At 55.2% G+C, this 25,506-nt stretch carries 24 protein-coding genes; 15 read left to right on the forward strand and 9 right to left on the reverse strand.

The genetic code is table 11. From position 1 onward, the window contains the following. Nucleotides 1-4 precede the first annotated feature (4 nt). The 7 genes from ribH to KUO20_RS05080 all read left to right on the forward strand — a co-directional run bounded on the left by ribH (nucleotide 5) and on the right by KUO20_RS05080 (nucleotide 7,732). Entirely contained in the window at nucleotides 5-493 is a 489-nt protein-coding gene (gene ribH / locus KUO20_RS05050; RefSeq protein WP_235041802.1) for a 6,7-dimethyl-8-ribityllumazine synthase, read from the forward strand. After that, on the forward strand, nucleotides 490-984 hold the full coding sequence (gene nusB, locus KUO20_RS05055) for a transcription antitermination factor NusB (protein WP_235041803.1): 495 nt from the start codon (nucleotides 490-492) through the stop codon (nucleotides 982-984). Before ribH ends, nusB begins: the two co-directional genes overlap by 4 nt. A gap of 36 nt (nucleotides 985-1,020) precedes the next feature. Further along, nucleotides 1,021-2,007 (forward strand): thiamine-phosphate kinase, encoded by a 987-nt coding sequence (gene thiL / locus KUO20_RS05060; RefSeq protein ID WP_235041804.1) that lies wholly within the window; start codon nucleotides 1,021-1,023, stop codon nucleotides 2,005-2,007. Continuing rightward, the gene (locus KUO20_RS05065) at nucleotides 2,004-2,477 is read left to right on the forward strand and encodes a phosphatidylglycerophosphatase A family protein (RefSeq protein WP_235041805.1); all 474 of its coding nucleotides are present in this window, start codon (nucleotides 2,004-2,006) and stop codon (nucleotides 2,475-2,477) included. Before thiL ends, KUO20_RS05065 begins: the two co-directional genes overlap by 4 nt. A 160-nt stretch (nucleotides 2,478-2,637) precedes the next feature. Beyond that, nucleotides 2,638-3,891 carry a DUF945 family protein gene (locus KUO20_RS05070; RefSeq protein ID WP_235041806.1) on the forward strand — a complete coding sequence of 418 codons (1,254 nt, stop codon included), beginning with the start codon at nucleotides 2,638-2,640 and terminating at the stop codon, nucleotides 3,889-3,891. Between the two features lie 140 nt (nucleotides 3,892-4,031). Further along, on the forward strand, nucleotides 4,032-6,548 hold the full coding sequence (lon, locus tag KUO20_RS05075) for an endopeptidase La (protein WP_235041807.1): 2,517 nt from the start codon (nucleotides 4,032-4,034) through the stop codon (nucleotides 6,546-6,548). Between the two features lie 125 nt (nucleotides 6,549-6,673). Next, complete coding sequence (locus tag KUO20_RS05080; RefSeq protein ID WP_235041808.1) at nucleotides 6,674-7,732, forward strand: oxidoreductase; 1,059 nt, start codon at nucleotides 6,674-6,676, stop codon at nucleotides 7,730-7,732. 51 nt (nucleotides 7,733-7,783) lie between these two features. Here KUO20_RS05080 and nudE read toward each other — a convergent pair whose 3' ends face one another. Further along, nucleotides 7,784-8,410, reverse strand: coding sequence for an ADP compounds hydrolase NudE (nudE, locus tag KUO20_RS05085; RefSeq protein WP_235042425.1), 627 nt, complete (start codon nucleotides 8,408-8,410; stop codon nucleotides 7,784-7,786). A 92-nt stretch (nucleotides 8,411-8,502) separates the two neighbouring features. On the opposite strand from nudE, the gene yrfG reads away from it, so the two are divergent. From yrfG to KUO20_RS05125, 8 genes are all read left to right on the forward strand, one after another. Beyond that, nucleotides 8,503-9,165 carry a GMP/IMP nucleotidase gene (gene yrfG / locus KUO20_RS05090; protein WP_235041809.1) on the forward strand — a complete coding sequence of 221 codons (663 nt, stop codon included), beginning with the start codon at nucleotides 8,503-8,505 and terminating at the stop codon, nucleotides 9,163-9,165. Nucleotides 9,166-9,182: 17 nt separating this feature from the next. Then, the gene (locus KUO20_RS05095) at nucleotides 9,183-9,572 is read left to right on the forward strand and encodes an RNA-binding S4 domain-containing protein (RefSeq protein WP_235041810.1); all 390 of its coding nucleotides are present in this window, start codon (nucleotides 9,183-9,185) and stop codon (nucleotides 9,570-9,572) included. A 64-nt stretch (nucleotides 9,573-9,636) separates the two neighbouring features. Then, on the forward strand, nucleotides 9,637-10,512 hold the full coding sequence (gene hslO, locus KUO20_RS05100; protein WP_235041811.1) for an Hsp33 family molecular chaperone HslO: 876 nt from the start codon (nucleotides 9,637-9,639) through the stop codon (nucleotides 10,510-10,512). A 362-nt stretch (nucleotides 10,513-10,874) separates the two neighbouring features. Further along, on the forward strand, nucleotides 10,875-12,431 hold the full coding sequence (locus KUO20_RS05105; protein WP_235041812.1) for a phosphoenolpyruvate carboxykinase: 1,557 nt from the start codon (nucleotides 10,875-10,877) through the stop codon (nucleotides 12,429-12,431). Between the two features lie 232 nt (nucleotides 12,432-12,663). Then, complete coding sequence (locus KUO20_RS05110) at nucleotides 12,664-15,009, forward strand: Tex family protein (RefSeq protein ID WP_235041813.1); 2,346 nt, start codon at nucleotides 12,664-12,666, stop codon at nucleotides 15,007-15,009. A 180-nt stretch (nucleotides 15,010-15,189) separates the two neighbouring features. Continuing rightward, nucleotides 15,190-16,830 (forward strand): glutamate--cysteine ligase, encoded by a 1,641-nt coding sequence (gene gshA / locus KUO20_RS05115; protein ID WP_235041814.1) that lies wholly within the window; start codon nucleotides 15,190-15,192, stop codon nucleotides 16,828-16,830. After that, nucleotides 16,827-17,330: a disulfide bond formation protein B gene (locus KUO20_RS05120; RefSeq protein WP_235041815.1), complete on the forward strand. Its 504-nt coding sequence runs from the start codon at nucleotides 16,827-16,829 to the stop codon at nucleotides 17,328-17,330. The genes gshA and KUO20_RS05120 overlap by 4 nt, the downstream gene beginning before the upstream one ends. 42 nt (nucleotides 17,331-17,372) lie before the next feature. Beyond that, nucleotides 17,373-18,227, forward strand: a complete 855-nt coding sequence (locus KUO20_RS05125; protein WP_235041816.1) for an alpha/beta hydrolase — start codon at nucleotides 17,373-17,375, stop codon at nucleotides 18,225-18,227. A 29-nt stretch (nucleotides 18,228-18,256) separates the two neighbouring features. On the opposite strand, the gene KUO20_RS05130 is transcribed toward KUO20_RS05125, so the two are convergent. The 8 genes from KUO20_RS05130 to KUO20_RS05165 form a co-directional block, all read right to left on the reverse strand. Further along, a complete protein-coding gene (locus tag KUO20_RS05130) occupies nucleotides 18,257-18,676 on the reverse strand; it encodes a RidA family protein (protein ID WP_235041817.1) in 420 nt (139 codons plus the stop codon). Nucleotides 18,677-18,687: 11 nt separating this feature from the next. Next, nucleotides 18,688-19,095 (reverse strand): acyl-CoA thioesterase, encoded by a 408-nt coding sequence (locus KUO20_RS05135; RefSeq protein ID WP_235041818.1) that lies wholly within the window; start codon nucleotides 19,093-19,095, stop codon nucleotides 18,688-18,690. Nucleotides 19,096-19,140: 45 nt separating this feature from the next. Further along, a complete protein-coding gene (locus tag KUO20_RS05140) occupies nucleotides 19,141-19,821 on the reverse strand; it encodes an ABC transporter ATP-binding protein (protein WP_235041819.1) in 681 nt (226 codons plus the stop codon). After that, nucleotides 19,814-20,566, reverse strand: a complete 753-nt coding sequence (locus KUO20_RS05145) for an ABC transporter ATP-binding protein (protein WP_235041820.1) — start codon at nucleotides 20,564-20,566, stop codon at nucleotides 19,814-19,816. Before KUO20_RS05145 ends, KUO20_RS05140 begins: the two co-directional genes overlap by 8 nt. Further along, the gene (locus KUO20_RS05150) at nucleotides 20,559-21,659 is read right to left on the reverse strand and encodes a branched-chain amino acid ABC transporter permease (RefSeq protein WP_235041821.1); all 1,101 of its coding nucleotides are present in this window, start codon (nucleotides 21,657-21,659) and stop codon (nucleotides 20,559-20,561) included. The genes KUO20_RS05145 and KUO20_RS05150 overlap by 8 nt, the downstream gene beginning before the upstream one ends. Further along, on the reverse strand, nucleotides 21,652-22,572 hold the full coding sequence (locus KUO20_RS05155) for a branched-chain amino acid ABC transporter permease (protein ID WP_235041822.1): 921 nt from the start codon (nucleotides 22,570-22,572) through the stop codon (nucleotides 21,652-21,654). The genes KUO20_RS05150 and KUO20_RS05155 overlap by 8 nt, the downstream gene beginning before the upstream one ends. 63 nt (nucleotides 22,573-22,635) lie before the next feature. Then, the gene (locus KUO20_RS05160; protein WP_235041823.1) at nucleotides 22,636-23,778 is read right to left on the reverse strand and encodes an ABC transporter substrate-binding protein; all 1,143 of its coding nucleotides are present in this window, start codon (nucleotides 23,776-23,778) and stop codon (nucleotides 22,636-22,638) included. 16 nt (nucleotides 23,779-23,794) lie between these two features. Beyond that, nucleotides 23,795-25,462, reverse strand: coding sequence for a benzoate-CoA ligase family protein (locus KUO20_RS05165; RefSeq protein WP_235041824.1), 1,668 nt, complete (start codon nucleotides 25,460-25,462; stop codon nucleotides 23,795-23,797). Nucleotides 25,463-25,506: the final 44 nt, after the last annotated feature.

Consider the following 25,506-nt stretch of genomic DNA (forward strand, 5'->3'; position numbering starts at 1 on the left):
ATTGATGCACTCCCTCTCTCAAGTTGAAGGTACTTTTGTTGATGTCGATGGCCGTTACGTCATCGTGGTCGGCCGTTTTAACCACCATATCGTCGATAGCCTGGTAGAAGGCGCTATCGACAGTTTGACGCGTCATGGCGTCGACGCTGAGCATATTCACATTGTGCACGTGCCGGGAGCTTGGGAGTTGCCGCTGGCGGTTAAGCGCGTGCTGACAGTTATGAAGCCTGATGCGGTGATTGCGCTAGGAGCGGTGATTCGCGGCGGAACGCCTCATTTTGAATACGTAGCTGGCGGCTGCAACACGGCTATTAACCACCTGCAGCTTGAATTTGATACCCCGATTGCCAACGGCGTGTTAACCGTTGAAAGCATTGAGCAAGCGATTGAGCGCGCGGGTACGAAGGCGGGCAATAAAGGTACTGAGGCGGCGATGGCAGCAATGGAAATGGTCTCTTTGCTACGCGCACTTTCGGCAGGAGATTCCCAATGAGCGAGCGTAAACCGTCTGCCGCTCAGCAGAGTCGTCACGCAGCGCGTGAGTTAACCGTGCAAGGGCTTTATCAGTGGCACATGACGGGCAAATCCATCACGACCATTGAAGCCGAGTTTCGAAGCCAGGTTGCCGATGATGACTTGGAAGATCACGAAAACTGGGTGAAAGTGATGGAAATCGCCGATAAGGCGCTGTTCCATGAGCTGCTTCACAACACGGTGCGTTTTAAAGCAGAGCTGGACCGTGATATTTCGCCGCTGTTAGATCGCCGCTTGGAAGATCTTGATGCAGTGGAACTTGCGATTTTAAGGCTGGGCGCTTACGAGCTATCGCGCCGTATGGAAGTGCCTTATCGTGTCGTGATTAATGAAGGCGTTGAGCTGGCTAAGTCATTTGGCGCCACCGATGGCCATAAATACGTGAACGGCATTCTGGACAAGCTGGCCATTCGCTTGCGCAGTGCCGAAGTCAGCGCTCGTCGTCTCTGAACGTGAGCGGTATGACAATGCGTTTAAGGGGCCTTTGTGCTTGCCGAATTTGATTTGATTCAACGCTACTTTATGCCGTCGCAGGAGGCGACGGCGTCTGATGGCGTCGCACTAGGATGTGGCGACGATGCCACGCTACTGGTGCCGCAAGCAGGCCAGCGGTTGGCCGTGAGCGTTGATACCTCGGTAGTGGATGTGCACTTTCCCCGCGAAGCCCCGGCATTTGCGGTGGGCCATCGTGCATTGGCCGTAGCGCTTAGCGACTTAGCGGCCATGGGAGCAGCGTCGCGCTGGTGCTTAATGGCGTTGACCTTTGATCAGCGCTCGTTTGCTGACGACGACGCTACCCAGGCATGGCTAGCCGACTATGCGCGCGGCTTTCACGCGCTTAGCAGGCGACATGCCACGACGCTGGTCGGAGGCGATGTCACGTCAGGCGCTCTTTCTATTGGCGTTACCGTGATGGGTGAAGTGCCGGTAGATGAGGCGCTCACTCGAGGCGGTGCTCAGGCGGGCGATTTAATTGCGGTGACCGGTGCGCTAGGCGGCGGAGCAGGCGGTCTGGCGCTCTGGAAACAGGGCGAGCGTGATTTAATGCATCCACTGTTGCAGCGTTATTTATTGCCAGAACCGCGCCTGAGCGCAGGCGTTGCGCTGCGTGGTTTGGCTACCGCGGCCCTGGATATTTCTGACGGTCTGCTGGCCGATTTAGCGCACTTACGCGCGGCCTCTCACGTTGGGGCGGTGATCGATATAGACGCCTTGCCGCTAGCGCAAGGCCTGGAAGGCGCGCTAGGCCGAAAAGCCGCGCGGCAGTCAGCGCTTTGCGGTGGTGACGACTATGAGCTGCTAGTGACATTGAGTAGTGACAATATTGCTAAAGCGCAGCAGCGCTTGGCGCCATTGGGGTTGACGTTAACCGTCATAGGCCGCTGTCAGGAAGCGCTAGGTCTTAGTGCTGCTGATCAGACAGATATCAGTGGCTATGCTGGTTGGCAGCATTTTAGTGGGGAAACGCCATGAATCGAGCACCGAAAAGTGTCTGGCGTCGCCCAACGCATTTTTTTGCCTTTGGCTTAGGCAGCGGTACAGTGCCCTGGGCACCCGGTACGTTTGGCACCCTAGCCGCGATTCCTTTTTATTGGATGATGGCGGATTTACCTCTGGGGTGGTATTTAAGTATCTGCTTTATCGCCTTTATTGTGGGCGTTTGGCTCTGCGATAAAACATCACATGATTTAGGCGTGCATGACCACTCAGGGATTGTGTGGGATGAGTTTGTCGGTTATTGGTTGACCATGGCGGCGGTGCCTTTTTCGTGGGAAGCTGCGCTATGGGGATTTGTATTGTTCCGCATCTTTGATGTCTTTAAGCCTTGGCCAATCCGCTGGGCAGACCGCCGCGTCGCCGGTGGTTTTGGCATTATGATCGATGATGTTATGGCGGGGGTTTACGCCTGGAGTACGATGCACCTCTGGTTCTGGCTGCATTAAGCAAGATACTTATTCAGCGGTCAGTTGCGAGGTGAGCAGGGCGCAGTCAGTAGAACCAGCGCAATAGGTCGGTTTTTCGGGTGCATTTTCTTCGGCTATTGGCTTCAACTATTGGCTTTAAATATGTTTGCGTCGAGTGCGTTGGTTTCAAGGAGAGAGTATGCGCAAGGAACGTCTGATTGTCCCCACGCTGGCGGTAATCGCCGTGGTATGGGTGGCAGCGCAGCTTCTCTCAAGCATTCTTTTTGAACGCAGCCTGCACCAGGCTTTAGAGGATTTAGAGGCGCGTGGCGAGTGGCGTGTTAGCCGCACTGAGAGCCGCCAAGGCTGGTTAAGCTCCCATGGTAGGCTTATTCTATCTCCGCTTTTAGGCCGTCCTTGGCGACTTGAGCTTAACTACAACGCCCGCCACGGTATTTTAAGTACCGACGTCGAAGGTTCCCTTTTACCCCGCTTAGATACCGTGCTGCAGCAAGCCGTGGGTGAAGTCACCGCGCCTTCTGTACCACGCTGGCAAGGTCGCTATCACACCTTGAGCGGCCACAGCGAGCTGCGCCTCGCACTGGCTCCCTTCGTCATTCAGCAAAATGGTCGCGAGCTATCCGTTCGGGGGGCTCGTCTACGCCTGGAAGGCGTGTTTGGCGACTGGCGTTTGCGTGCGATGTTAGATCAGCTCACCTTGACCGATGGCATGTCCCAGCTTGCGGTTGGGCCAACCGTTCTTGAAAGTCGCTATACCTATACCGATGGTGCCTATCACTTTTCACAGCGCGATCATTTAAATATTGAAACCCTGCAGCTGAGCTACCCCGCGTTTGATATGCAGCTTTCGCCCTTAGATTTGCATAGCCACATGGTGTTGGATGAAGGCGAGCTGCGTATTAAAGGTGAGCTAGAGGTCGGCGACGTGCTGGTGCCCTCAGAGGCGCCCGATACGCCGCTAATGAATGGTCGAGTCGAGATGGAGCTTTCTCGCTTGAACGCCGACGCGGTGCGCAATGGCATTCGTCGTTTACGTCAAGAAGCCGCCTGGGGAGACTCAAGCCTGCCGATGGCCGAGGGGTTATTAGCCCGCCTTGAGCCAGATCTACGCAGCATGCTCAGTGATTCACCGCGTCTGGATGTCATGACCGTCGCCGTAGACAGCCCCTTATTGGGCATTCGCTTAGATGCGGACGGCGCGCTCTTTTTCGATGCCCGCAAGTTAGATGAGCTAAGTGTCGTCGATTTGGACAAAGACAAAGAGCAGGCTAAGTGGCTTGAACGCATTGATGGCGATTTCACCTGGCACGAAGCCCCCACCGTAGCCGCGCTGTGGCTAGGCCTGCCGCTCGGCACCCGTGAACTGCAGTTTGACGTTATACGTGGCGTATGGCGGGTTAACGGTCGCCCAATGCCTGAACTTTGGCCGTAATCATTGATGAGTGCTTAGCTTGCCGCATGATTTAAACACTCGGTTATAGGCGTGAAGGGTTGAAGTTTTGGCTATGTGCCCGCATTCCATTGGCAACGTTAGGCGGTTCTCACCGCTAATATCGGTTCATTGGAGGACGCATGAGCGACCAAGATTACGACCGCGATGATGAGCATCTTGACTGGCAAGTAGACGATGAGTTCTCTACAAACTCTGACAAAGCCTCCAACTCTAATCAGAATTCTGATAAACGCTCTCAAAAAGCGAATGAAGATCAGGGCGGCCAAGACTACCGTTCAGACGGAGAGCGGGTAAATTCGTTAGTGCCCGCCAGCGAAATGCTGCCGGAGCGCATCTATCTTCTTCCCATTCATAATCGTCCTTTCTTCCCCGCCCAGGTTCAGCCTTTAGTGATTAACCGGGAGCGCTGGGAAGAGACCATGCGTCGTGTCGGCAACACGCCACACCACATGATTGGCGTTGCGTTTGTTGGTGAGCAGGGCGTCAGCTCCATTGATCACGAAAACTTTCCCGAAATTGGCACCGCCGTCAAAGTCCATAAGCTAAAGAGTGAAGATGAGCAGATTCAGTTTATTGCTCAGGGCCGGCAGCGCTTTAAAATTACCCGCTGGCTCTCCAAAGAGCCGCCTTATTTAGTTGAGGTCACTTATCCAAAAGAGCCGGTTGACGCGGAGAATGAAGAAACCCGCGCCTACGCTATGGCGATTATCAACGGGATTAAAGAGCTGCTGCCGATAAACCCGCTGTATGGCGAAGAGCTTAAGCACTATCTCAATCGCTTTAGTCCCCATCAGCCAGGTCCGTTGACCGACTTTGCGGCGGCGATTACCTCTGCCAAAGGCCCCGAACTTCAGGATGTGCTGGCAACACTTTCGGTAGAAGAGCGGATGCAGAAAGTGCTGCCGCTGCTGCGTAAAGAAATCGACGTTGCGCTGCTGCAGGGCGAAATTAGTGAGCAGGTTAATGCGCAGATGCAGGAGCGTCAGCGCGAATTCTTCCTGCGTGAACAGCTGAAAGTGATCCAGCGCGAGCTGGGTATTTCTAAAGATGATCGTGAAAACGATGTGGATACTTTCAGGGCTCGCCTGGATGCGCTGGTGGTGCCTGAACGCGTTCAAACCCGAATTGATGATGAGCTTAACAAACTCAGCGTTCTGGAAACCGGATCGCCAGAGTATGGCACCACGCGTAATTATCTCGACTGGCTAACTTCACTACCCTGGGGCGTGACCAGCCAGGATCAGCTGGATCTGCCTCGTGCTCGCCAAGTGCTGGATCGGGATCACGACGGCCTTCAAGACGTTAAAGAACGTATTATCGAATTTCTGGCCGAAGGCACCTTTAAGGGCGATGTTGGCGGCTCGATTGTGCTGCTAGTCGGCCCGCCAGGGGTGGGTAAAACCTCGATCGGACGGTCAATCGCTGAGGCCCTAGGACGTCAGTTTTACCGGTTTTCGGTCGGGGGGATGCGCGATGAGGCGGAAATTAAAGGGCATCGACGCACCTATGTAGGCGCTATGCCCGGCAAGCTCGTGCAGGCCTTTAAAGAGGTGGAGGTCGAAAACCCTGTCATCATGCTGGACGAGATCGACAAGCTGGGGCAGTCCTTCCAGGGGGACCCTGCTTCAGCGCTGCTGGAAGTGCTTGATCCCGAGCAGAACGTCGATTTCCTCGACCACTATCTCGATGTTCGGATGGACCTTTCGAAAGTGCTGTTTGTTTGCACGGCTAACACCTTGGATTCGATCCCCGGGCCATTACTTGATCGTATGGAGCAAATTCGTCTTTCCGGCTATATCGCGGAAGAGAAATTAGCAATTGCCAAGAACCACCTGTGGCCGAAACTGCTTAAACGCGACAATTTGCCTAAAAAGCGCATTAACTTAACCGATGCGGCTTTAAGACAGGTGATTGAAGGCTACGCCCGTGAAGCGGGAGTAAGGCAGCTGGAAAAGCAGCTTCACCGCATCGTGCGTAAATCAGCCGTGAAACTGCTGGAAGAAGATATTGAGACGGTCAAGATTTCGGTTAAGAACTTAGAAGAGTTCCTGGGTGCGCCGATCTTCCGTAAAGAGAAAGTGTTAACCGGTGAAGGCGTCGTAACGGGTCTTGCGTGGACGTCCATGGGCGGCGCAACGCTGCCGATTGAGGCGGGTAAAGTGCACTCCTTGGACCGCGGCTTCAAACTCACCGGGAAGCTGGGTGAGGTGATGCAGGAGTCGGCTAATATCGCCTACAGCTATACGCTTGGTCACTTGAAAGAATACGGTGCCGATGCCGATTTCTTTGATTCAGCGTTTGTGCACCTACACGTGCCGGAAGGGGCGACGCCTAAAGATGGCCCTTCGGCAGGCGTTACGATGACAACGGCGCTGATGTCACTAGCCAAACATCACGCTATTGACCGGCCGCTGGCAATGACCGGCGAGCTGACGTTAACCGGTCAAGTGTTGCCGGTCGGGGGTATTCGCGAGAAAGTGATTGCCGCACGGCGTAGCGATATATTCGAGCTAATTCTTCCCGACGCTAATCGGCGTGATTACGAAGAATTGCCGGATTATTTGAAAGAGGGCATGACAGTGCACTTCGCCAAGCGCTATCGCGACGTTGCTGATGTCGTATTTGGCCGTGACTAAGATTAGAGTCAATTCAGAGATTAAAGCGATGCCAATAACCCGGCGCTGCCCTTGCGAGACTGCTTTGCTCGAATGGATAGCTCAAGTCGGGTAATAAATCGCGCTAATACATGTGAAGGAATGCAATGAAGGCGACCATTAACGTTGGATTAGTTGGTTTCGGTTTCGCTAGCCAAACCTTCCACGCACCGCTGATCCAGGCCACGGAAGGCCTGGATTTGGTGGCTGTTTCATCCAGTGATGCCGCCAAGGTGCGGGCATCATTACCGAACGTCGAGGTAGAGAGCCAGGCGCTAGCGCTATGTCAGCGTAGCGATATAGACCTCATCGTTATCCCAACGCCCAACGATACGCATTTTTCACTGGCTAAAGCGGCGCTCTCTGCCGGCAAACACGTGGTGGTCGATAAACCGTTCACGGTCACGTTGTCAGAGGGCAAGCTGCTTAAAAAATTAGCTGATGATAAAGAGCGCCTACTTTCGGTATTTCACAACCGCCGCTGGGACAGCGATTTTCTAACCGTCAAGGCATTGCTTGATGCTGGAACGTTAGGCCGCGTTGTCAGCGTTGAATCACGCTTTGATCGTTTTCGTCCGCAGGTGATTGACCGCTGGCGTGAGAAGGCCGCGCCCGGAGGCGGCATTTGGTACGACCTGGGCCCTCATCTGCTCGACCAAGCCTGCGAGCTGTTCGGGATGCCTCACGCCATTTTGCTGGACGTCAGTGCCCGGCGTGATGGTGCAAAGGCTGATGATGACTTCCTTGCCGTGCTGGATTATGAAAGCTTTCGCGTTACCCTGGCGGCGAGCACGCTAGCGGCCGACCCCACGCCACGCTTTCGGATTCACGGCACTGAGGGCAGCTATGTCAAGTATGGTTTGGATCCGCAGGAGGAACGCTTGAAAGCTGGTGAGATGCCCGGGCCACGCTGGGGTAACGATACTCAGCACGGTACGTTAACGCTACGCGAAGGGAACAGTGACGGCGCGTCGCTAGTGCAACGTGAACATGCCACCTTGCCCGGTGATTATCTTGCCTACTATCAAGGTGTGGCCGCCGCTATTCGTGAGCAGGCGCCGCTGCCGGTTAGCGTGGATGACGCACTGCGCTCAATGGCGTTGCTAGAAGCAGGGCTAGACAGCCACCGTCAACGGCGCTGGATTTCTCTTAGGCATCACTTCTGAAGTGAACGCAGCGTTGGGTAAACGCCAACGCTGCTGCCCGCTCATCTGTGGCTAGAGTAAATCAGTGGCGCTGTTACGTTTTTCTTCCCGCATCTTATCCCTGGCGATATAGAGGGCGGCAATGGTACGCCCTTCATGGAAATCATCGCGCATTAACAGCGCAGGCAGCTCTTCTAAGGCATGCGTTTCCACAATCAGCGGTTCGGGTTCATCACCCGGCAGCCGTTTAGGATATAGGTCGGTGGCGAGCAGCACCTGCATACGATGGCGCATGTAGTTAGGGGCCAACGAAAGCTCGACCAGCGGTTCAATGCAGTGCGCACCAAAGCCGCACTCTTCCATCAGCTCACGATTGGCCGCGGTGATGATGTCTTCACCGGGGTCGACCAGCCCTTTCGGCAGCGTCAGTACGTAATCCTCAAATCCGGCTGCGTATTCTCGGATTAGCAATACGTGATCAGGGTCTGGCATTGCCACAATCATCACCGTCCCGCGATCAGCGCCGGTTAAACGCTCGAACTGGCGCTCCTCGCCGTTAGAAAAACGCAGTGCTAATGACTCCACTTGAAATAAGCGACTTTGCGCCACACATTCACGGGATAGAATTTGCGGTTTGCGCAGGTAATCAGTGCTGCTGCGGGTGTCTGGATCATGAGGAGCGGTGGGGGAGTTGGGCATAAAGGAGTCGGACATAAAAGAGTGCCTCCATGGCTGGTAAAAGGCGGTTAAGCTACAATAGCACGCTTACTCCTTACGCGACCGGAGCGACAATGATTGATTGGCGCGAGATAGACACCGTCCTTCTCGATATGGACGGTACGCTGCTAGATTTACATTTCGATAGCCATTTTTGGCTTGAACATTTACCGCGACGCTACCGTGAGTTGCACCAGTTAGATGAAGCCTCTCAAGAGGCGCTAAAGGCTCGCATTATTGGTGAGCAGGGCACTTTGAACTGGTACAGCCTGGCGTACTGGAGCCGTGAGCTCGGGGTAGACATTGTTGCCTTAAAGCGCGAAGTGCAGCACTTGATTGGCCTGCGCAGTGACGCGCTGGATTTTCTTAAATGGTTAAAGCAGGCGCACCCTCGCGTCATCCTGGCCACTAACGCCGATCGTGCAAGCCTTGCCTTGAAGCTCCCGCTCACTGGCTTGGAAAGCTACCTTGACGCGATCGTTTCGTCCGAGGACGTGGGCGCTGCCAAAGAAGAGCAGGCGTTTTGGTTCGCGCTACAGGAAATCGAAGCCTTTGACCCTGCCCGTACGCTATTTATCGATGACAACGCCAGCGTGTTAGAGAGTGCCCGTGAGTTTGGCATTAAGCATTTATTGGGCATTAAACAGCCGGATAGTCAGCGGCCTGAAAAAGAGCTGCAGGAATTTATTGCTCTGGATCGATTTGCCCAGCTGCTGCCTGAGCAGCTGCCGTCGTAACGACAAGGAGAGCATGCATGAGTGAAAGCGTACGCTTAGATAAATGGCTGTGGGCTGCGCGATTTTTTAAAACGCGCGCGCTTGCCAAAAAAGCGATCGAAGGTGGCAAAGTGCATTACGACGGTGCCCGCGTTAAGACCAGTAAAAATGTCGAAGTGGGGGCCAGTATTCGCGTGCCGCAAGGATGGGAGGTTCTTGAAGTAGACGTGGTATCGCTTTCGAACCAGCGCCGTGGTGCGCCGGAAGCACGCATGCTGTATGCCGAGACCGACGACAGCATCCAGCGCCGTGCGCGTGAAGCCGAGGCGCGGCGGCTCACCAATGAGGCGATGCAGCATCCGCTTAAGCGCCCTGATAAAAAGCAGCGCCGCGATATCCAGCGCTTCCAGCGCCATCAGGGAGACTAATTTCCGCGCTTTTAGTCGTCACCGTTAAACATCAGCTGCACTTTAAACACTAGGTAGTTAAATAATGTCCGATCAAATTCAACGCTTTATATTCGATCAAACCAATGTGCGCGGTGAAATCGTCACCCTGTCGGCCGCCTATCACGAAGTGTTGGATCGCCACGCTTATCCGGCCGCGGTCAATGAGCTGCTGGGCGAGCTTCTGGCCGCGGTGGCGCTGCTGACTGATACGGTTAAGCTGGATGGCACGCTGAGTATTGAAGTGCGCGGGCGAGGCGTGCTGTCGTTATTAATGGCTGAGTCTAACCCCGGCGGTGAGCTGCGTGCGATTGCCCGTATCGCCGAAGATGCCGCGCTGCCAAGTGAGCATGCAAGCTTTCGCGAACTGGTGGGCGAAGGCCAAATTGTGATCACTCTCGATCCTCGTGAAGGCAATCGTTATCAAGGTATTGTGGCGCTAGACCAAGACACGCTGAGCGGCTGCCTGGAGGACTATTTCAGCCAGTCAGAGCAGTTGCCGACTCGCCTATGGCTGGCAGCGAATGAGGGGCGCGCCGGTGGTTTGCTGTTGCAGCGCCTGCCGGAAGCGTCGCAAAACCAAGATGTTGATGCCTGGAGTCGCAGCGTGCAGCTGGCCGATACTATCAAAACAGAAGAGCTGTTGGGTCTTGAGCAGCGTGAAGTGCTCTATCGCCTTTATCATGAAGAAACGGTGCGCGTCTTCGATCCGAAAGCGTTACGCTTTGGCTGCACGTGCTCTCGCGAGCGAATGACGTCCGCGCTGTATTCGTTAGGCCAAGAAGAGCTGCGCGATATTCTCCAAGAACAGGGCGTAATCGACACGCAATGCCACTTTTGTCACACGAAATATCACTACACGGCGGCGGATATTGAAACTTTGTTGGATGACCCAGAGGCGCCATCACCGATAATTCACTGATTGTGTAGTCAGATACAGCCACCAATGGATCTTCTGCCCGTTGGGGGAGGCTCAATGGATTCAATGAATTCGGCGCTTCTGGCAAACGCCCGTTTGATTATTTACTGCGCTGCAACACAAAATGTAGTGCCTATGTAGTAGTTTAACTACACGATCTTTGATCTTCGCCCCCGTTTCCCGGGGGCTTTCTTTTTGCCATAATGCGCCCGACTTCAGCGCACCCAGCCGGTTTTGTCATGGCTGGGATGAACTTTAAGGCGATGGTAATGAAGATGTTTGCACGTTAGACGCATTGCGTTTTTGCAAGCAGCTCCTTTCGCCCGGTAAATGAGACACAACGGCCTCAACGCCCAGGAATCGACATGACCACGACTCAAGCTGCTCCCCAAGCCCACGTCAACCTCAGCAGCGCCGAACTGATCGAGCGCGCAGTGGCACGTGGCGAAGGCCGCCTGTCGGCCAACGGTGCTCTGGTAGTAAATACGGGCCTGCGTACCGGTCGTTCTCCGAAAGATCGTTTCATCGTCGATGAGCCCTCTACGCGTAGTCAAATCGATTGGGGCGGTGTCAACCTGCCTTTCGATGCCGACAAGTTCAGCGCTTTGTGGAACCGGGTTGATGAGTATTTAGTTAGCCAAGAACACTTCGTTACTGAACTGCACGTCGGCAGTGACTCTACTCACTACCTGCCGGTTCGCGTCGCCACCCAAACCGCTTGGCAAAACCTGTTTGGCCGTACCATGTTTGTACGTCCTCAGGCCTACAACCAAGCCGCTAAAGACGAATGGACAATCCTTAATGCCGCAGGCTTTGAGTGTGATCCTTCGCGCGACGGCACTAACTCTGATGGCTGTGTGATCATCAACTTCGCTGAGAAGAAAGTGCTAATCGCCGGCATGCGTTACGCTGGTGAAATGAAAAAAGCCATGTTCTCGGTGCAAAACTTCCTGCTCCCGGCTGCCGACGTGCTGCCGATGCACTGCTCGGCTAACGTTGGTGAAGATGGCGAAACGTGCCTTTTCTTCGGCCTCTCTGGCACTGGTAAAACCACGCTTTCCGCTGACCAGGCGCGCTTTTTGATTGGCGATGACGAGCACGCTTGGGGCGATGGCATTGTCTTCAATATGGAAGGCGGCTGCTACGCCAAGTGCATCGATCTTTCTGAAAAGAACGAGCCGGTTATTTGGAACGCCATTAAATTCGGCACCGTGCTTGAGAACGTTGTCTTGGATGACCGTCGTGAGCCCGATTACGCTGACGACAGCCTGACTCAGAACTCCCGTGCCGCCTACCCGTTAGAGCACGTCGAGAAGCGCGTACCGGAAAACCTGGCGGGCGAGCCGAATGCTATTGTGTTCCTGACTTGCGATATGTCTGGCGTGCTGCCACCGGTGTCCGTGCTGTCTAAAGAAGCGGCGGCTTATCACTTTCTGTCAGGCTACACCGCCAAAGTGGGCTCAACCGAAATGGGTTCGTCTGAAGGCTTGGCCGCGACGTTTTCTACCTGCTTCGGCGCGCCGTTCTTCCCGCGTCCTGCACGTGAATACGCGGATCTTTTGATCAAGCGTGTCGACAAAAAAGACGCTCAGGTATATTTGGTCAACACTGGCTGGACAGGCGGCGCTTACGGTGAAGGCGGCTCACGCTTCTCCATCCCGACGACGCGCGCCATCATCAGTGCTATTCAGTCCGGCGTGCTGCGCGATATCGAAACCAAGCATATTGATGGCCTTAATTTGCAGGTGCCTGTTTCCGTGCCGGGCGTTGATTCTAGCCTGCTTGATCCGCGTGAAACCTGGCAAGACCGTGATGCATACGATCGTCACCTCAAAGAACTGGCGACGAAGTTTGTTGATAACTTCAAGAAATTCGAAGGTGTCAGCGACGCTATCGTCAAAGCGGGCCCGCAGGTGAGCTGAAAATAGGCTTGCCTGTCAGTGTTATCAAAATGGGACAGTGCTTCGGCACTGTCCCATTTTTTATGGGTGGCTGCGGATCATTGTGATGTCGTCTGATCATAGCTTTTGTTTATGGCCGATGACGAGACGCCGCAAATGGGCCTTGCCCGGTTGCGCTGCAAGTCATGCCAGCCGCGGCAGGTTTGTGGTACCTTGGCAACATATCAAATGCTGCATGAGTTAGTTGTAATTTATGGATGTCAATCAGCGTATTATTTCCCGCCTAGCCACTGAACTAGGCGTACGTCCCGAACAAGTTTCTGCCACGGTAGAGCTGCTGGATGGCGGCGCCACCGTGCCGTTTATTGCCCGCTATCGTAAAGAAGTCACCGGCGCCCTGGACGATATTCAGCTACGCCAGTTAGATGAACGGCTGCGCTATTTGCGCGAGCTGGAAGAGCGCCGCAGCGCAGTGCTCACCGCCATTGATGAGCAGGGCAAGCTAGACGGCCCGCTGAAGGCCAGCATTGACGCCGCTGAAACCAAGCAGCGGCTGGAAGATCTGTACCTGCCCTTTAAGAAAAAGCGCCGCACTAAAGCACAAATCGCCCGTGAAGCAGGGCTTGAGCCGCTGGCCGATGCGCTGCTGGCTGATCCTACGCTCAACCCTGAAAGCGAAGCCGCTCATTATTTACGCCCGGCGGAAGGTGATATTCCCGCCATCGAAGATGCCAAGGCTGCGCTAGATGGCGCCAAGCAGATTTTGATGGAGCGCTTTGCCGAAGACCCCGAGCTGATTGGCCAATTACGCGAACGGCTGTGGCAAGAGGGCGAACTTAGTGCGCGCGTGCTTGAGGGCAAACAGCAGGAGGGCGCTAAGTTTTCCGACTACTTTGAGCACGACGAGAAGCTGGCCAAAGCGCCGTCTCACCGCGCGTTGGCAATGTTCCGCGCGCGCAACGAAGGTGTTTTAAGCCTGTCGATTCGTTTGCCTGGTGAAGACGATGCTCCAATTCATCCTGCTCAGGTGACGATTGCCAAGCAGTTCGGCATTAGTGATCAGGGGCGTGCGGCGGATAAGTGGCTCGCTGAAGTTGTCCGCTGGACCTGGCGCGTAAAGCTTTATACCGCACTGGAAACCGAGCTGCTGGGCCGCCTACGCGAAGCCGCTGAATTAACGGCGATCGAAGTGTTTGCAGCCAACCTGAAAGACCTGCTGCTAGCGGCACCCGCGGGCCAGAAGATTACGCTCGCGATTGATCCCGGCCAGCGGACGGGCTGTAAAATTGCGGTGATCGATGCCACCGGGCAATTTATCGACCAAGCGACTATTTATCCTCACGCGCCGCAGAATCGCTGGGATGAGTCGTTAGGCGTGCTAACCAAGCTGATCAAGCAGCACGGCGTTGCGCTGATTGCTGTTGGTAACGGCACCGCTAGCCGTGAAACCGATAAGCTGGCAGGTGAGTTGGTCAAGGCGCTGGCGCCCGCGCATCGGTTAAGCAAAGTGATGGTCTCAGAAGCAGGTGCCTCGGTGTATTCTGCCTCTGAATACGCCTCGCGTGAACTGCCTGATTTAGACGTTACTATCCGCGGCGCGGTGTCCATCGGCCGTCGCCTGCAGGACCCGCTCGCGGAGCTGGTCAAAATCGAGCCCAAGTCGATTGGCGTGGGGCAATATCAGCACGATGTTTCCCAGGTACAGCTGTCGCGTAGCCTGGAAGTCGTGATCGAAGACTGCGTTAATGCGGTCGGTGTCGATCTCAATACCGCCTCCAGCGCGCTCCTTTCACGGGTGGCTGGGCTGAGTGCGGCGCTGGCTGAAAATATTGTTGCTCAACGCAATGCAAAAGGCGCTTTTAAAAGCCGTAAAGAGCTATTAGAGGTAAGCCGCTTAGGCGCGAAAACCTTTGAGCAGTGCGCCGGCTTTCTGCGTATTCATAATGCGAATAACCCGTTGGATGCTAGTGCCGTTCACCCTGAGGCCTATTCTTTGGTGGAGCGTATCGCTAAGCAGGGTGGTCGTGAAGTGAAAGGTTTGATCGGCGATAGCGCGGCACTCAAAGCGTTCAAGCCTGCCGACTTTGCCGACGAGCGTTTTGGGGTGCCTACGGTTAGCGATATTCTTAAAGAGCTAGATAAACCCGGCCGCGATCCGCGCCCTGAGTTTAAAGCCGCTGAGTTTCGTGAAGGGGTTGAAACACTTAAAGATCTCAAGCTCGCCATGGTGCTTGAAGGTACGGTTACCAACGTCACGCACTTTGGTGCCTTTGTTGATATTGGCGTCCATCAGGATGGCCTGGTGCATATCTCGGCGTTATCAGACCGTTTTATCGACGACCCGCGCAGCGTTGTAAAGGCCGGGGACATTGTGACGGTTAAAGTGATGAGCGTTGATATTGCGCGTAAGCGAGTAGGGCTCTCCATGCGCTTGGATGATCAGCCTGAGGCTGAAAATGATGCTAAGAACGGCGCTGACTCGCATAACGCTCAGCGAAAGCCTGCGCGGGGGCAGCGTAGTGCTTCGAAACCCTCTGAACAGGCGGCGCCCATGGGTGCACTTGGCGCCGCTTTGTTAAAGGCGCGTGGCGGAAAATAGTCACAGGCAGCGGTTAAGTTTCGCGTGCCTTGAAAAAGCATGTCTTGAAAAGCATGCCTTGAAAAATGCATGGTTGCCGCCATATCCTGCCTTCTACTCGCGAAGCAGAGATGCTGACGATGCCACCTGATTTCACCAAGGCCCGCCATCGGCGGGCTTTACTGACAAGGAGTGTTCACCTTGCCTGAACCACTCACTGTGCCATCCGCGCTGACCGCGCAAGTTGAACGCCTGCTTCCCAGTGCGCGCCTTGGCCGGTTGGGCCGCCTGCGTCGTGGGCTTGAAAAAGAAGGGCTGCGAGTTGACGCCAATGGCCACATTGCGCAAACCCCGCATCCTCACGCGCTGGGCTCCAAGCTAACTCACCCGCATATCACCACCGACTACTCCGAGTCGCTGATTGAGTACATCACGCCGGTTTACTCACAGCCGGGTGAGGCGCTGTGCTTTTTATCTGACCTGCATACGTTTACCTATCATCATCTGCAAAACGAGTGGATTTGGCCTGGCAGCATGCCGTCCAGGCTGTCGGGTAACGACAGTGTGCCGATTGCCGACTACGGCAGCTCCAATGTTGGCACCATGAAGCATGTCTACCGCAAAGGGCTCGACATGCGCTATGGGCGCATCATGCAGGCGATTGCCGGCGTTCATTACAACGTATCGTTGCCGGATGATATGTGGCACGCCCTGCGTGAAATGGAAAAAGCCACTAACATTCCCTTCAACGATTATCGCTCCACCCGCTATTTCGGCATGATTCGTCATTTCCGTCGCCATAGCTGGCTGCTGCTGTATCTATTTGGTGCGTCACCGGCCATTGATAAAAGCTTTCTGCCTGCAGGCAACGTGCCTGAGAAGCTGCAGTCGCTCAGTGACGACACTTATTTTGCGCCTTACGCGACGACCCTGCGTATGTCGGATCTTGGGTACCAAAATAAAGTGCAGTCGCAGCTTAAAATCTGCTTTAACTCGCTGTCGAATTACGTCAATACGCTGCGTCACGCGATCTCATCGCCATGGCCCGACTATGAAGCAATGGGCGTTAACGTAGATGGCGAGTGGCGTCAGCTAAACGCTAATATTCTGCAAATCGAGAACGAATATTACAGCGATATTCGTCCCAAGCGTGTCGCCAAGCACAACGAAACGCCGAGTCAGGCGCTGGAAGCCCGCGGCGTGGAATATATTGAAGTGCGCTGTTTAGATCTCAACCCCTTCGATCCGCTGGGCGTTAATGAAATCCAAATGCGCTTTGTGGATACGTTCTTGATGTGGTGTCTGCTTAGCGACAGCCCGTGGATTTCCGACGAGGAATGTGACCGCTTAGACGACAACCGCCGTTGGGTCGTCGAGCGCGGTCGCGACCCTGACCTTAAGCTGTTTCATAATGGCAAGCCCACCTCGGTGAGCGAGTGGGGCGAACAGATCTTTGCGGAAATGGGCGAAGTGGCCCGCCTGCTTGACGGAGTAGAAGACGGCGCACCTCACGCAGAGGCATTAGCGAGCCTTGCGCCAAGGCTGAGTGACCCCTCACTAACGCCTTCCGCTCAGGTGCTTGAACGCCTGAAGGAAAACGGCGGCTCGTTAAGTGATTTGATGCTGAGTCTGGCCCAAGAGCAGGCGGAGCAGCTGAAGGCTGCGCCGATGCAGCGCTGTCGCGAGGCGTTATTAGCCCAGCTAATTGAGACATCGCACCAGCAGCAGCATGATATTGAAGCCGCTGATAAAGAGACGTTCTCTGAGTTTTTGCAGGTTTACTTTACTAAAGCACGCGAATCCCGCGCGTTGTCGGCGCTACCTTCTGAGGCTCGCCAATGATCCTGCACTCTTTTCGCTCAATAGCTCTGGCCGGTTTAGCTTTCTGCGTATTGATGATGGCGGTTGCCCTTGGCCTTGAGCATATAGGCGGTTATGAACCCTGCCCGCTGTGTATTTTTCAGCGCGTAGCGGTGATTGCGGCTGGGATTGTGTTCGCCATTGCCGCTATACATAACCCAGCGGGCCGCGTCGGCAAAGTCATTTACGGGCTTCTGTCGCTGGTGGCCGTGGGAGCCGGTGTGTTTGTCGCCGGGCGCCACGTGTGGTTGCAGTCGCTGCCTGCCGACGAGGTTCCTTCATGCGGACCTGGGCTGGATTACATGATGGATATCCTGCCCATGCGGGACGTCGTGGCCATGGTGTTAAACAGCTCCGGTGAGTGTGCCAACATCGATTTCTCGTTGTTAGGGCTCTCACTGCCTGCCTGGACGTTGATCGGTTTTGCCATTTTGGCGATCGCCGTGCTGCGTATGCTAGTGCTAGCCGCGCGTCAACGGTAACGTTAAGGCTGTGCGATAGTGCTATCTGACAAGGAGTGCGGCGTGCTTTATAAACACTTTACCAGCCAAGAAGAGATCGATCGTGCCTACGACCCGATGCTGGGTCGTGACCCGATAGTGTTGGTAAATGATTGGCGGCAGCGCAGCGAAGCATCGCGGGAAAAGCATCGCGTCACCTTAAATCTTGCTTATGGCGCCTCGCTTGCTGAACGTATGGATATCTTCCATGCCGATGGCCCTAAAGCGCCCGTGCATGTGTTCTTTCACGGCGGTTACTGGCGCTCACTCAGTCATCGTGAATTTAGCTTTATCGTCGATGATCTCGTTAAATCCGGTATCACGGTAGCGGTGGTCAACTATGCGCTGTGCCCTCAGGTGCGCTTTAGCGAGCTGGTGCGGCAGAGTCAGGCCGCGGTGGCCTACGTTTCTCGTCATGCCGCCGAGCTGGGCGTTGACTCGGATCAGCTAAGTATTTCAGGGCACTCAGCGGGCGGGCATCTGTGTGCCATGCTGATGTCGACCGATTGGCAGGGCACCTTTGGCTTGCCGAACCAGCTGATTCGTGGCGCGTTGTGCGTGAGCGGCTTATACGATCTGCGGCCGTTTCCGTGGTCGTGGCTGCAGGCTAAGCTTCAGCTGACGGGGCATGATGTGCACGAATTCAGTCCTTTAGGGCTAGCGTGTCGAGTGCCTGCGCCTATGCATCTCGTGGCAGGTGAGCTGGAGCTGGAGGGGTTTCAAAGCCAAATGAGCGACTATAGCGAGCATTTGAGCCAGCACGGTCAGCATGTTACCCAGCAGCTAATCCCCAACGTGGACCACTTCTCAATTCTCGAGCACTATCTTAACGATGGGTGCTTTGTGGAATGGATTAAAGCCTTTCACGGTTTAAGCTAGCGCCCCGCTGGGGGCGCTGTTTATGGCCGCTAGGTGGAGGCGGAAGGTATCACCGCGGTTGCTTCGATCTCTACTTTAGCCTGGTCTTCGACAAGCCCCGCTACCTGAACCATGGTCATCGCCGGGAAATGCTTGCCGAGCACTTCTCGGTAGGCGGCGCCTACGTCTTTAAGGCGGGCTAAATACTCCTTCTTGTCCGTCACGTACCAGGTTAAACGTACCAGGTGCTCTGGGCCTGCTCCCGCCTCTTTTAGTACCGCCACAATGTTTTGCAGCGCTTGGTTAACTTGCACAGCAAAGTCATCGCTTTCAAAGATATGCTCGGCATTCCAGCCAATCTGCCCGCCGACAAAAACAGTCTGGCCGGAGGCAAGTACGCCATTGGCATAGCCTACGGCTGCCTTCCAGTGAGAAGGATGAAGAAGCTGATGAAAGGTGGCGTCACTCATTAGGGCTATCCTTATAGGTTATCAACGGTAATGTGCTGGCGTATCGCGTCGGTCCATGGCATAGACTTACCGCTCGTTAAATCCATAAATACCAAAGTAGAACAACTTGTTAGGCGTTTTTGCTCACCACAGTAAGCAACGATCTTAAGATCCAAACTGCTGCGTCCAATGGCCTGAACGGTTAATTCAAAGTTAAGCAGCTCGCCGAGCCGGCTAGGCGCGTGAAACTGCGTGTCGATAGCGGCGGTGGGCACTCCGGTGCCGCTTTCAACATGCAGCTGATTAAAATCGTGATGCACGACTTCCGCAAACCAGTCCTCGACGACCGAGTTGATCAACTCAAAATAGCGAGGATAAAAAACGATCCCCGCCGGATCGCAGTGCTGAAAGCGCACTTTTCGCTGGGTCCTAAACGCCATGGCTTCCCCCTGTGCTTATTCTCAATGACACGCCCAAGCTCTCAACTAAACGCCCAGATAACGGTCGCGAACAGCGCTGTCCAGCGCCGCCGGCTTGCCATCCCAGACGGTGCTGCCTTTTTCAAGAATGGTGCAGCGGTCAGCGATAGGTAGAATCTCGCTTAATGATTTATCCACCAGCAGCGTTGACTGGCCTTGTTCCTTGAGCAGGCGAATCGCCCGCCATATTTCCTGACGAATCACCGGAGCCAGGCCTTCTGTGGCTTCATCTAACACCAGCAGGCGCGGGTTCGTCATCAGCGCGCGGCCGATTGCCAGCATTTGCTGTTCACCGCCAGACAGCGTTTTGGCCATTTGCGCGCGGCGCTCTTCCAAGCGCGGAAATAATCTTTCCACCCGCTCTAATGTCCACTCGCCCGGGCGGGCGGTGACCAGCAGGTTTTCGCGTACGGAAAGATTGGGAAAGCAGCGCCGCCCCTCCGGCACTAAGCCCAAACCCGCTTTGGCAATTCGATAGGCGGGCAGGCGGCGTAGATTCTGAGATTCAAACTCAATCGTGCCGCGGCTGGCCGGCGTGAGGCCGAATATAGAGCGAATGGTGGTGGTTTTTCCCATTCCGTTGCGCCCCATCAATGCGACCATCTCACCCGCATTCACCTCAAGATTAACGCCAAACAGCGCCTGGGAAGGGCCATAAAAGGTTTCAATATCCGCAATCTTAAGCATCTGAATCTCCCAGGTATGCTTCACGGACGCGCGGGTCCTGTTTAATCGTCTCGCTGTCGCCATGGGCAATGACGCTGCCGGAGACCAGCACTGAAATGCGATCAGCAAGGCGAAATACCGCTTCCATATCGTGTTCAATCAGTAGAATCGGGACTTCGAGTTTTAGCGCTTCAAGCAGCTCAGTGAGTTTGGCAGAGCCCTCTGGGCCTAAACCCGCCATGGGTTCGTCTAACAGCAGGGCGCGCGGCTTAAGTGCCAGGGCGCAGGCCACTTCTACCTGGCGACGCTCGCCGTGAGAAAGCTCGAATACCGGCGTCCAAGCGCGGTGGCTTAGCTGCATGCGCTCCAGCGCCTCATAAGCGGGTTCAAGCAGGCGCTGGTCGCGGGCGACCGGGCGCCAGAAACGAAAGCTGTGACTTTGTAGCGCTTGAACACCCATCATCACGTTACGCATGACCGATAGCGGCTCAGCCAGTGAAGACACCTGAAAGCTGCGCCCTAGCCCCAGGCGAGCGCGCTGGGCAATATTCATGCCGGTAATCTCGGTGTCAGCCAAATAAACGTGACCTTCGTCCGGGCGTATATTGCCGGCGATTTGCCCAATCAGCGTTGATTTCCCCGCACCGTTAGGGCCAATCAGCGCATGAATTTCCCCACGCTTAAGATCCAGCGAGACATCGTTCGTCGCCTGCAGGGCGCCAAAGCGTTTATGCAGATTTTGCAGTGAAAGCACGCGATCATTCATTACGCTCTCTCCCTGCCAGCCAGCCCATGATCCCGTGCTTGGCAAATAGCACGACGCCAAGTAGCACTAGCCCTAAAAACAGCTGCCAGTACTGCGTGATGCCGCCCAGAAAGGTTTCCATCATTACAAATAGAATCGCCCCGGCGAGGGGGCCATAAAGACGCCCTACGCCGCCTAAAATCACAATCACCATCAGCTCTCCCGAGAAATGCCAGCTGAGCACTGACGGGCTCACAAAGCCATTGAGATCGGCATAGAGTGCGCCCGCCAGCCCGGTAATCGCGGCAGAAATCACAAACGCCACCAGGCGAATCGGGTAGGGGCTGACACCTGCGGTGGCTAGGCGCACGTCGTTTAAGCGCGCCATCGTGAGCGCCGCGCCAAAGCGCGATTTCATTAGCCGCGAGGTAATCGCCATTGCCATGACCAGACCCCCAAAGCAGATCAGGAAATAGGTCAATGCATTGGTGGTGTCGACCAGAGGTAGGCTATTGCGTATGTAGATGGGCAGGCCGTCTTCACCGCCATAGGTTGGCCAGGAGTTAGCAAAGTAATAAATCATCTGTGCAAAGGCGAGGGTGATCATAATGAAGTACACCCCTGTCGTTCGCAGCGATATAGCGCCGATCGCCAGTGCCAGCAGCGCGCATAGCAGGGCGGCGGCTAGCCATACCACTAATAAGCTGTCGCTGCCGGGAATGCTCATCGGCCAGGTCATAAACGGCGTGAAATCAAACGCATGATAGGCGCTGATGCCGGCCACGTAGCCTCCCAGGCCGAAATACGCCGCATGGCCAAAACTGACCATGCCGCCATAGCCAATTGCCAGGTTCAGTCCTACCGCCGCCATGGCAATAATGGTGATGCGCGAGGCTAAATTAACGTAGTAGAGGTGGCCAAAAAAATACGCCGCCACGGGCAATAACAACAACAGCCCAAGCAGCGCAATTTGCACCAGTCCTTTGCGGTTAAAATGGCTGTCTGCCTGGATAGCAAGCGCCGCGCCTGAGCCGGCTGAGGAGTGCTCAGGAATAGAAGCACGAGCGCTGTTAGACGTAGACGATCCGTCAGACGTAGGAGTGTTATTAGTCATGGGCGGCAAACAGTCCTTTTGGCTTGAAGGCGAGTATCACGGCCATGAGGATATAAATCAGCATTGCCGCCAGCGCCGCGCCAACCCCGCTGGCCTCAGAAGGTGGCATGAACGCGCGAAAGAAAATCGGCAAATAGACGCGCCCAAGTGTATCCACAAGCCCGACTAACAGCGCACCTAGTAGCGCACCTTTGATCGAGCCAATACCGCCAATCACGATGACTACAAAAGCCAGAATTAGCACCGGCTCGCCCATGCCCACCTGCACCGACTGCAGCGCGCCCACCAGCGCACCGGCTAAACCCGCTAGCGCGGCGCCTAAGGCAAACACGACGGTATACAGCTTGGAAATATTAACGCCGAGTGCACCAATCATTTCGCGGTCGCTTTCGCCGGCCCGAATGCGCATGCCTAAGCGTGTTTTAGAGATAAGAACGTAAAGCGCGATTGAAATAACAATACCGACGCCAATCAGCATTAGCCGATAAAGCGGGTAGCGGGTGTCGCCCGGTAGGGTGACAAAGCCGGTTAGCCAGGAAGGCGGGCTTAGCCGCATGGGGGACGAGCCAAAAATCCAGCGTGTGCCTTCCGAAAAAATCAAAATAAGCGCAAACGTTGCCAATACCTGGTCGAGGTGAGGGCGATGATAAAGCCTGCGTATGACCAGCAGTTCAACCAGCGCACCGACCAAGGCCGCGGCCGTCATGCCCGCTGCCAGCCCCACCAGAAAAGAGCCCGTTGACGCCGTCACCGCCGCAGTAGCGTAGGCGCCCACCATGTAAAAGGAACCGTGGGCGAGATTGATCAGCCCCATCACTCCGAATACCAGAGTGAGGCCGCTGGCCATCAGAAACAGCATCGTGCCAAGCTGTACGCCGTTGAGTATTTGCTCGATTAGCAGTGTCACGGACACGTTAGTTAGCCTTTGCGAAGGAAGAGAGTAAAGGCTGGGTGATAGCACCCAGCCGCGGCGAGTTTACATCTGGCACTCTTCAAAGTAGACGTCTTGAATATCTTCAATGGCGATACCCAGCAAGCGATTGGTGGGCTGGCCATCGTCACCTTCTACGACTTCGCGAACGTAAATATCTTGGATCGGATGTTGGTTAGGGCCAAAGCGGAAATCACCGCGCACGCTGTCAAAGTCTGCTGCGCGCAGCGCTTCGCGGAAGGCGTCTTTATCATCAGGGTGGGCAACATCAAGCGCGCTCAGGATTAAATTAGCCGTGTCATACCCTTGGGCTGCATAGAGCGTCGGCGTGCGGCCATAGGCTTCTCGGAAGCCTTCAACAAAGCGCGCATTGGCGTCATTCTCTAAGTCGTAAGCCCACAGTGACGTGTTGCGTGCACCAATCGCCGCGCTGCCTACCGCTTTAATCAGAATTTCATCAAACGAGAATGCCGCGCCAAAGATTGGCATGTCGACCCCAGAGCCTTCCCACTGCTTCATGAACGAAATGCCCATTCCGCCGGGTAAGAAGAAGAACAGGCTATCGGCATCGCTGGCACGGATTTGAGCAATTTCAGCGGCGTAGTCGGTTTGGCCCATTTGGGTGTAAAGCTCGTCGACAACCTCGCCTTCATAAAGATGTTTAAAGCCCGCTAACGCATCGGTGCCTGCCGGGTAGTTAGGTGCCATGATGATTGGCCGCTCATAGCCTTGTTCGCGCATATAAGCGCCCATCGCGCCATGCAGATTGTCGTTCTGATAGGCCACGTTGAAGTAGTTCTCGTGACACATGCGACCCGCTAAATCAGAAGGGCCTGCGTTGGGTGAAAGATAGAAAGTGCCCTGGCGCACGACGGCGGGAACCACAGCCATTGCCAAATTAGACCAGATGATGCCGGTCAGAATGTCGACCTCATCGCGCTGCATAAACTCATTGGCTAAGCTGCGCGCCAGGTCAGGGCGATTAGCATCGTCCTGAATTAAGACCTCAACATCGTCACGGCCCGACTGTTCAAGCGCCAGCATAAAGCCATCGCGAACGTCCACACCTAAGTGCGAGCCGCCCCCTGACAGGGTCGTGATCATGCCAATTTTGACGTCATCAGCGTGCGCTGTCGCCAAGCTTGAAGAGAGCAGTAAACCAAGGCCCAAGCGAGTTATCTGTTTCATAGCAGTTCCCTCATTGTTAAATCGTTTTTTTGCTTGTGTTAGTGCAAGGAGAGTCAGCGCTGGGATAATGCTCTTGGCTCAAGCGAAAGCGCTGAACCTTTCCCGTTGTTGTTTTTGGCAGAGCTTCAATGAAACGTATGGAACGAGGATACTTATACGGCGCAATGGTCTGCTTCACGAAGTCTTGGAGCATTTGCTGACAAGCTTCATCTTGCTGAAACCCATCGTTTAAAACCACAAAAGCTTCGACAATTTGGCCGCGGGCCTGGTTAGGCGCTCCGATTACCGCGCATTCTTTCACCGCGGGGTGGGCTAGCAATGCCGCTTCGACCTCAGGGCCGGCAATGTTATAGCCTGCCGAGATAATCATGTCGTCGTTGCGAGCGGCGAAATGGAAGTAGCCATCGTCATCCTGATAAAACGCATCGCCGGTGATATTCCAACCATCAGTGACATACCTGCGCTGGCGCTGGTCGGCTAAATAGCGACAGCCGGTAGGGCCGCGAACCGCCAGCTTGCCGACCGTGCCGCGGGGCACATCGTGCATTGCATCATCCACGATGCGCGCCTCGTAACCTGCCACCGGTTTGCCAGTGCAGTTAGGGCGATGGTCGTCCAGCCGATTCGAGATGAAAATATGCAGCATTTCCGTCGCGCCGATACCGTCAAGAATCGGTGTGCCCGTTTGCTTTATCCAGTCATGATAAATCGGTGCTGGCAGCGTTTCGCCCGCTGAAATAGCCACCCGTAGAGTGCTTAGATCCGCTTGAGTGGTGGGCGCCGAGAGCATTGCCCGGTAAGCCGTTGGCGCGGTAAAGACCACCGTGGCCCGATACTCGCGGATAATATCCATCATATTGGGCGGCGAGGCGTGTTCAAGTAACACGGCCGTAGCGCCAAAGCGGAGTGGAAATATTGCCAGCCCACCCAGGCCAAAGGTGAAGGCCAGCGGCGGGGAGCCAACGAAAACATCTTCCGGCGTGACCTGCAGGACTTCTTTGGCGTAGCCATCGGCAATCGCCAGCAGGTCGCGATGAAAATGCATGGTAGCTTTTGGTGGGCCGGTGGTGCCGGAAGTAAAGCCGAGCAGCGCCACGTCGTCGGCAGCGGTATCCACCGCGTCAAAGGTGGCGGGTTTGCCCAGCGCCAAACGATCTAGCTCCGCATCATGATTGGCCGTGCCATCAAAGCCAACGATACGTTTGAGCACCGGACACTGCTGCTGGCATTCCAGCAGTTCGTCGAGTAGGCGCGTATCGCATAAGGCCAGGCTAATTTCTGCCTTATCAATCACCTGACTAAGCTCTTTCGTGCGCAGCATCGGCATGGTATTCACCACCACGGCACCCGCCTTTGTGGCGGCTAGCCAGCAGGCGACCATGGCCGGGTTATTCGCTGAGCGAATCAGCACTCGCTGGCCAGGTGTAACGCCTAGATCTTCTACCAATACGTGCGCCAGACGATTGGTCCACTCGGTGAGCTCGCGATAGGTGCGTCGACGGCCATTGCCCGCTAAGGCAATGCGTTCGCCAAAGCCTTGAGAAAGCAGCCGGTCGCAGAGCTCAACGCCTGCGTTGAGCCGTTGAGGATAATCGCAGCCTGCGAGCAAAAACGCGGGCTGGCAATCAATGGGTGGCAGGTTATCCCGCGCAAAAGTATCAGCATGGGCTGACTGGATGTACATGACCAACCTCCGTATTCGGTGTCGTTGTTTATTCCTGACCACGT

The organism is Vreelandella profundi, assembly GCF_019722725.1.
Taxonomy (GTDB): Bacteria; Pseudomonadota; Gammaproteobacteria; order Pseudomonadales; family Halomonadaceae; genus Vreelandella; species Vreelandella profundi.

Bases quoted from the DNA above. Each gene is read 5' to 3' on its own strand.
- KUO20_RS05080 (WP_235041808.1), top strand. From the start codon at position 6,674: ATGAAGGCGACCATTAACGTTGGATTAGTTGGTTTCGGTTTCGCTAGC.
- KUO20_RS05135 (WP_235041818.1), bottom strand. From the start codon at position 19,095: ATGGCGTTTAGGACCCAGCGAAAAGTGCGCTTTCAGCACTGCGATCCG.
- KUO20_RS05150 (WP_235041821.1), bottom strand. From the start codon at position 21,659: ATGACTAATAACACTCCTACGTCTGACGGATCGTCTACGTCTAACAGC.
- KUO20_RS05110 (WP_235041813.1), top strand. From the start codon at position 12,664: ATGGATGTCAATCAGCGTATTATTTCCCGCCTAGCCACTGAACTAGGC.
- KUO20_RS05130 (WP_235041817.1), bottom strand. From the start codon at position 18,676: ATGAGTGACGCCACCTTTCATCAGCTTCTTCATCCTTCTCACTGGAAG.
- KUO20_RS05105 (WP_235041812.1), top strand. From the start codon at position 10,875: ATGACCACGACTCAAGCTGCTCCCCAAGCCCACGTCAACCTCAGCAGC.
- KUO20_RS05165 (WP_235041824.1), bottom strand. From the start codon at position 25,462: ATGTACATCCAGTCAGCCCATGCTGATACTTTTGCGCGGGATAACCTG.
- yrfG (WP_235041809.1), top strand. From the start codon at position 8,503: ATGATTGATTGGCGCGAGATAGACACCGTCCTTCTCGATATGGACGGT.
- nudE (WP_235042425.1), bottom strand. From the start codon at position 8,410: ATGCCCAACTCCCCCACCGCTCCTCATGATCCAGACACCCGCAGCAGC.
- KUO20_RS05120 (WP_235041815.1), top strand. From the start codon at position 16,827: ATGATCCTGCACTCTTTTCGCTCAATAGCTCTGGCCGGTTTAGCTTTC.
- KUO20_RS05160 (WP_235041823.1), bottom strand. From the start codon at position 23,778: ATGAAACAGATAACTCGCTTGGGCCTTGGTTTACTGCTCTCTTCAAGC.
- KUO20_RS05145 (WP_235041820.1), bottom strand. From the start codon at position 20,566: ATGAATGATCGCGTGCTTTCACTGCAAAATCTGCATAAACGCTTTGGC.
- KUO20_RS05095 (WP_235041810.1), top strand. From the start codon at position 9,183: ATGAGTGAAAGCGTACGCTTAGATAAATGGCTGTGGGCTGCGCGATTT.
- lon (WP_235041807.1), top strand. From the start codon at position 4,032: ATGAGCGACCAAGATTACGACCGCGATGATGAGCATCTTGACTGGCAA.
- KUO20_RS05140 (WP_235041819.1), bottom strand. From the start codon at position 19,821: ATGCTTAAGATTGCGGATATTGAAACCTTTTATGGCCCTTCCCAGGCG.
- KUO20_RS05070 (WP_235041806.1), top strand. From the start codon at position 2,638: ATGCGCAAGGAACGTCTGATTGTCCCCACGCTGGCGGTAATCGCCGTG.
- KUO20_RS05065 (WP_235041805.1), top strand. From the start codon at position 2,004: ATGAATCGAGCACCGAAAAGTGTCTGGCGTCGCCCAACGCATTTTTTT.
- hslO (WP_235041811.1), top strand. From the start codon at position 9,637: ATGTCCGATCAAATTCAACGCTTTATATTCGATCAAACCAATGTGCGC.
- ribH (WP_235041802.1), top strand. From the start codon at position 5: ATGCACTCCCTCTCTCAAGTTGAAGGTACTTTTGTTGATGTCGATGGC.
- nusB (WP_235041803.1), top strand. From the start codon at position 490: ATGAGCGAGCGTAAACCGTCTGCCGCTCAGCAGAGTCGTCACGCAGCG.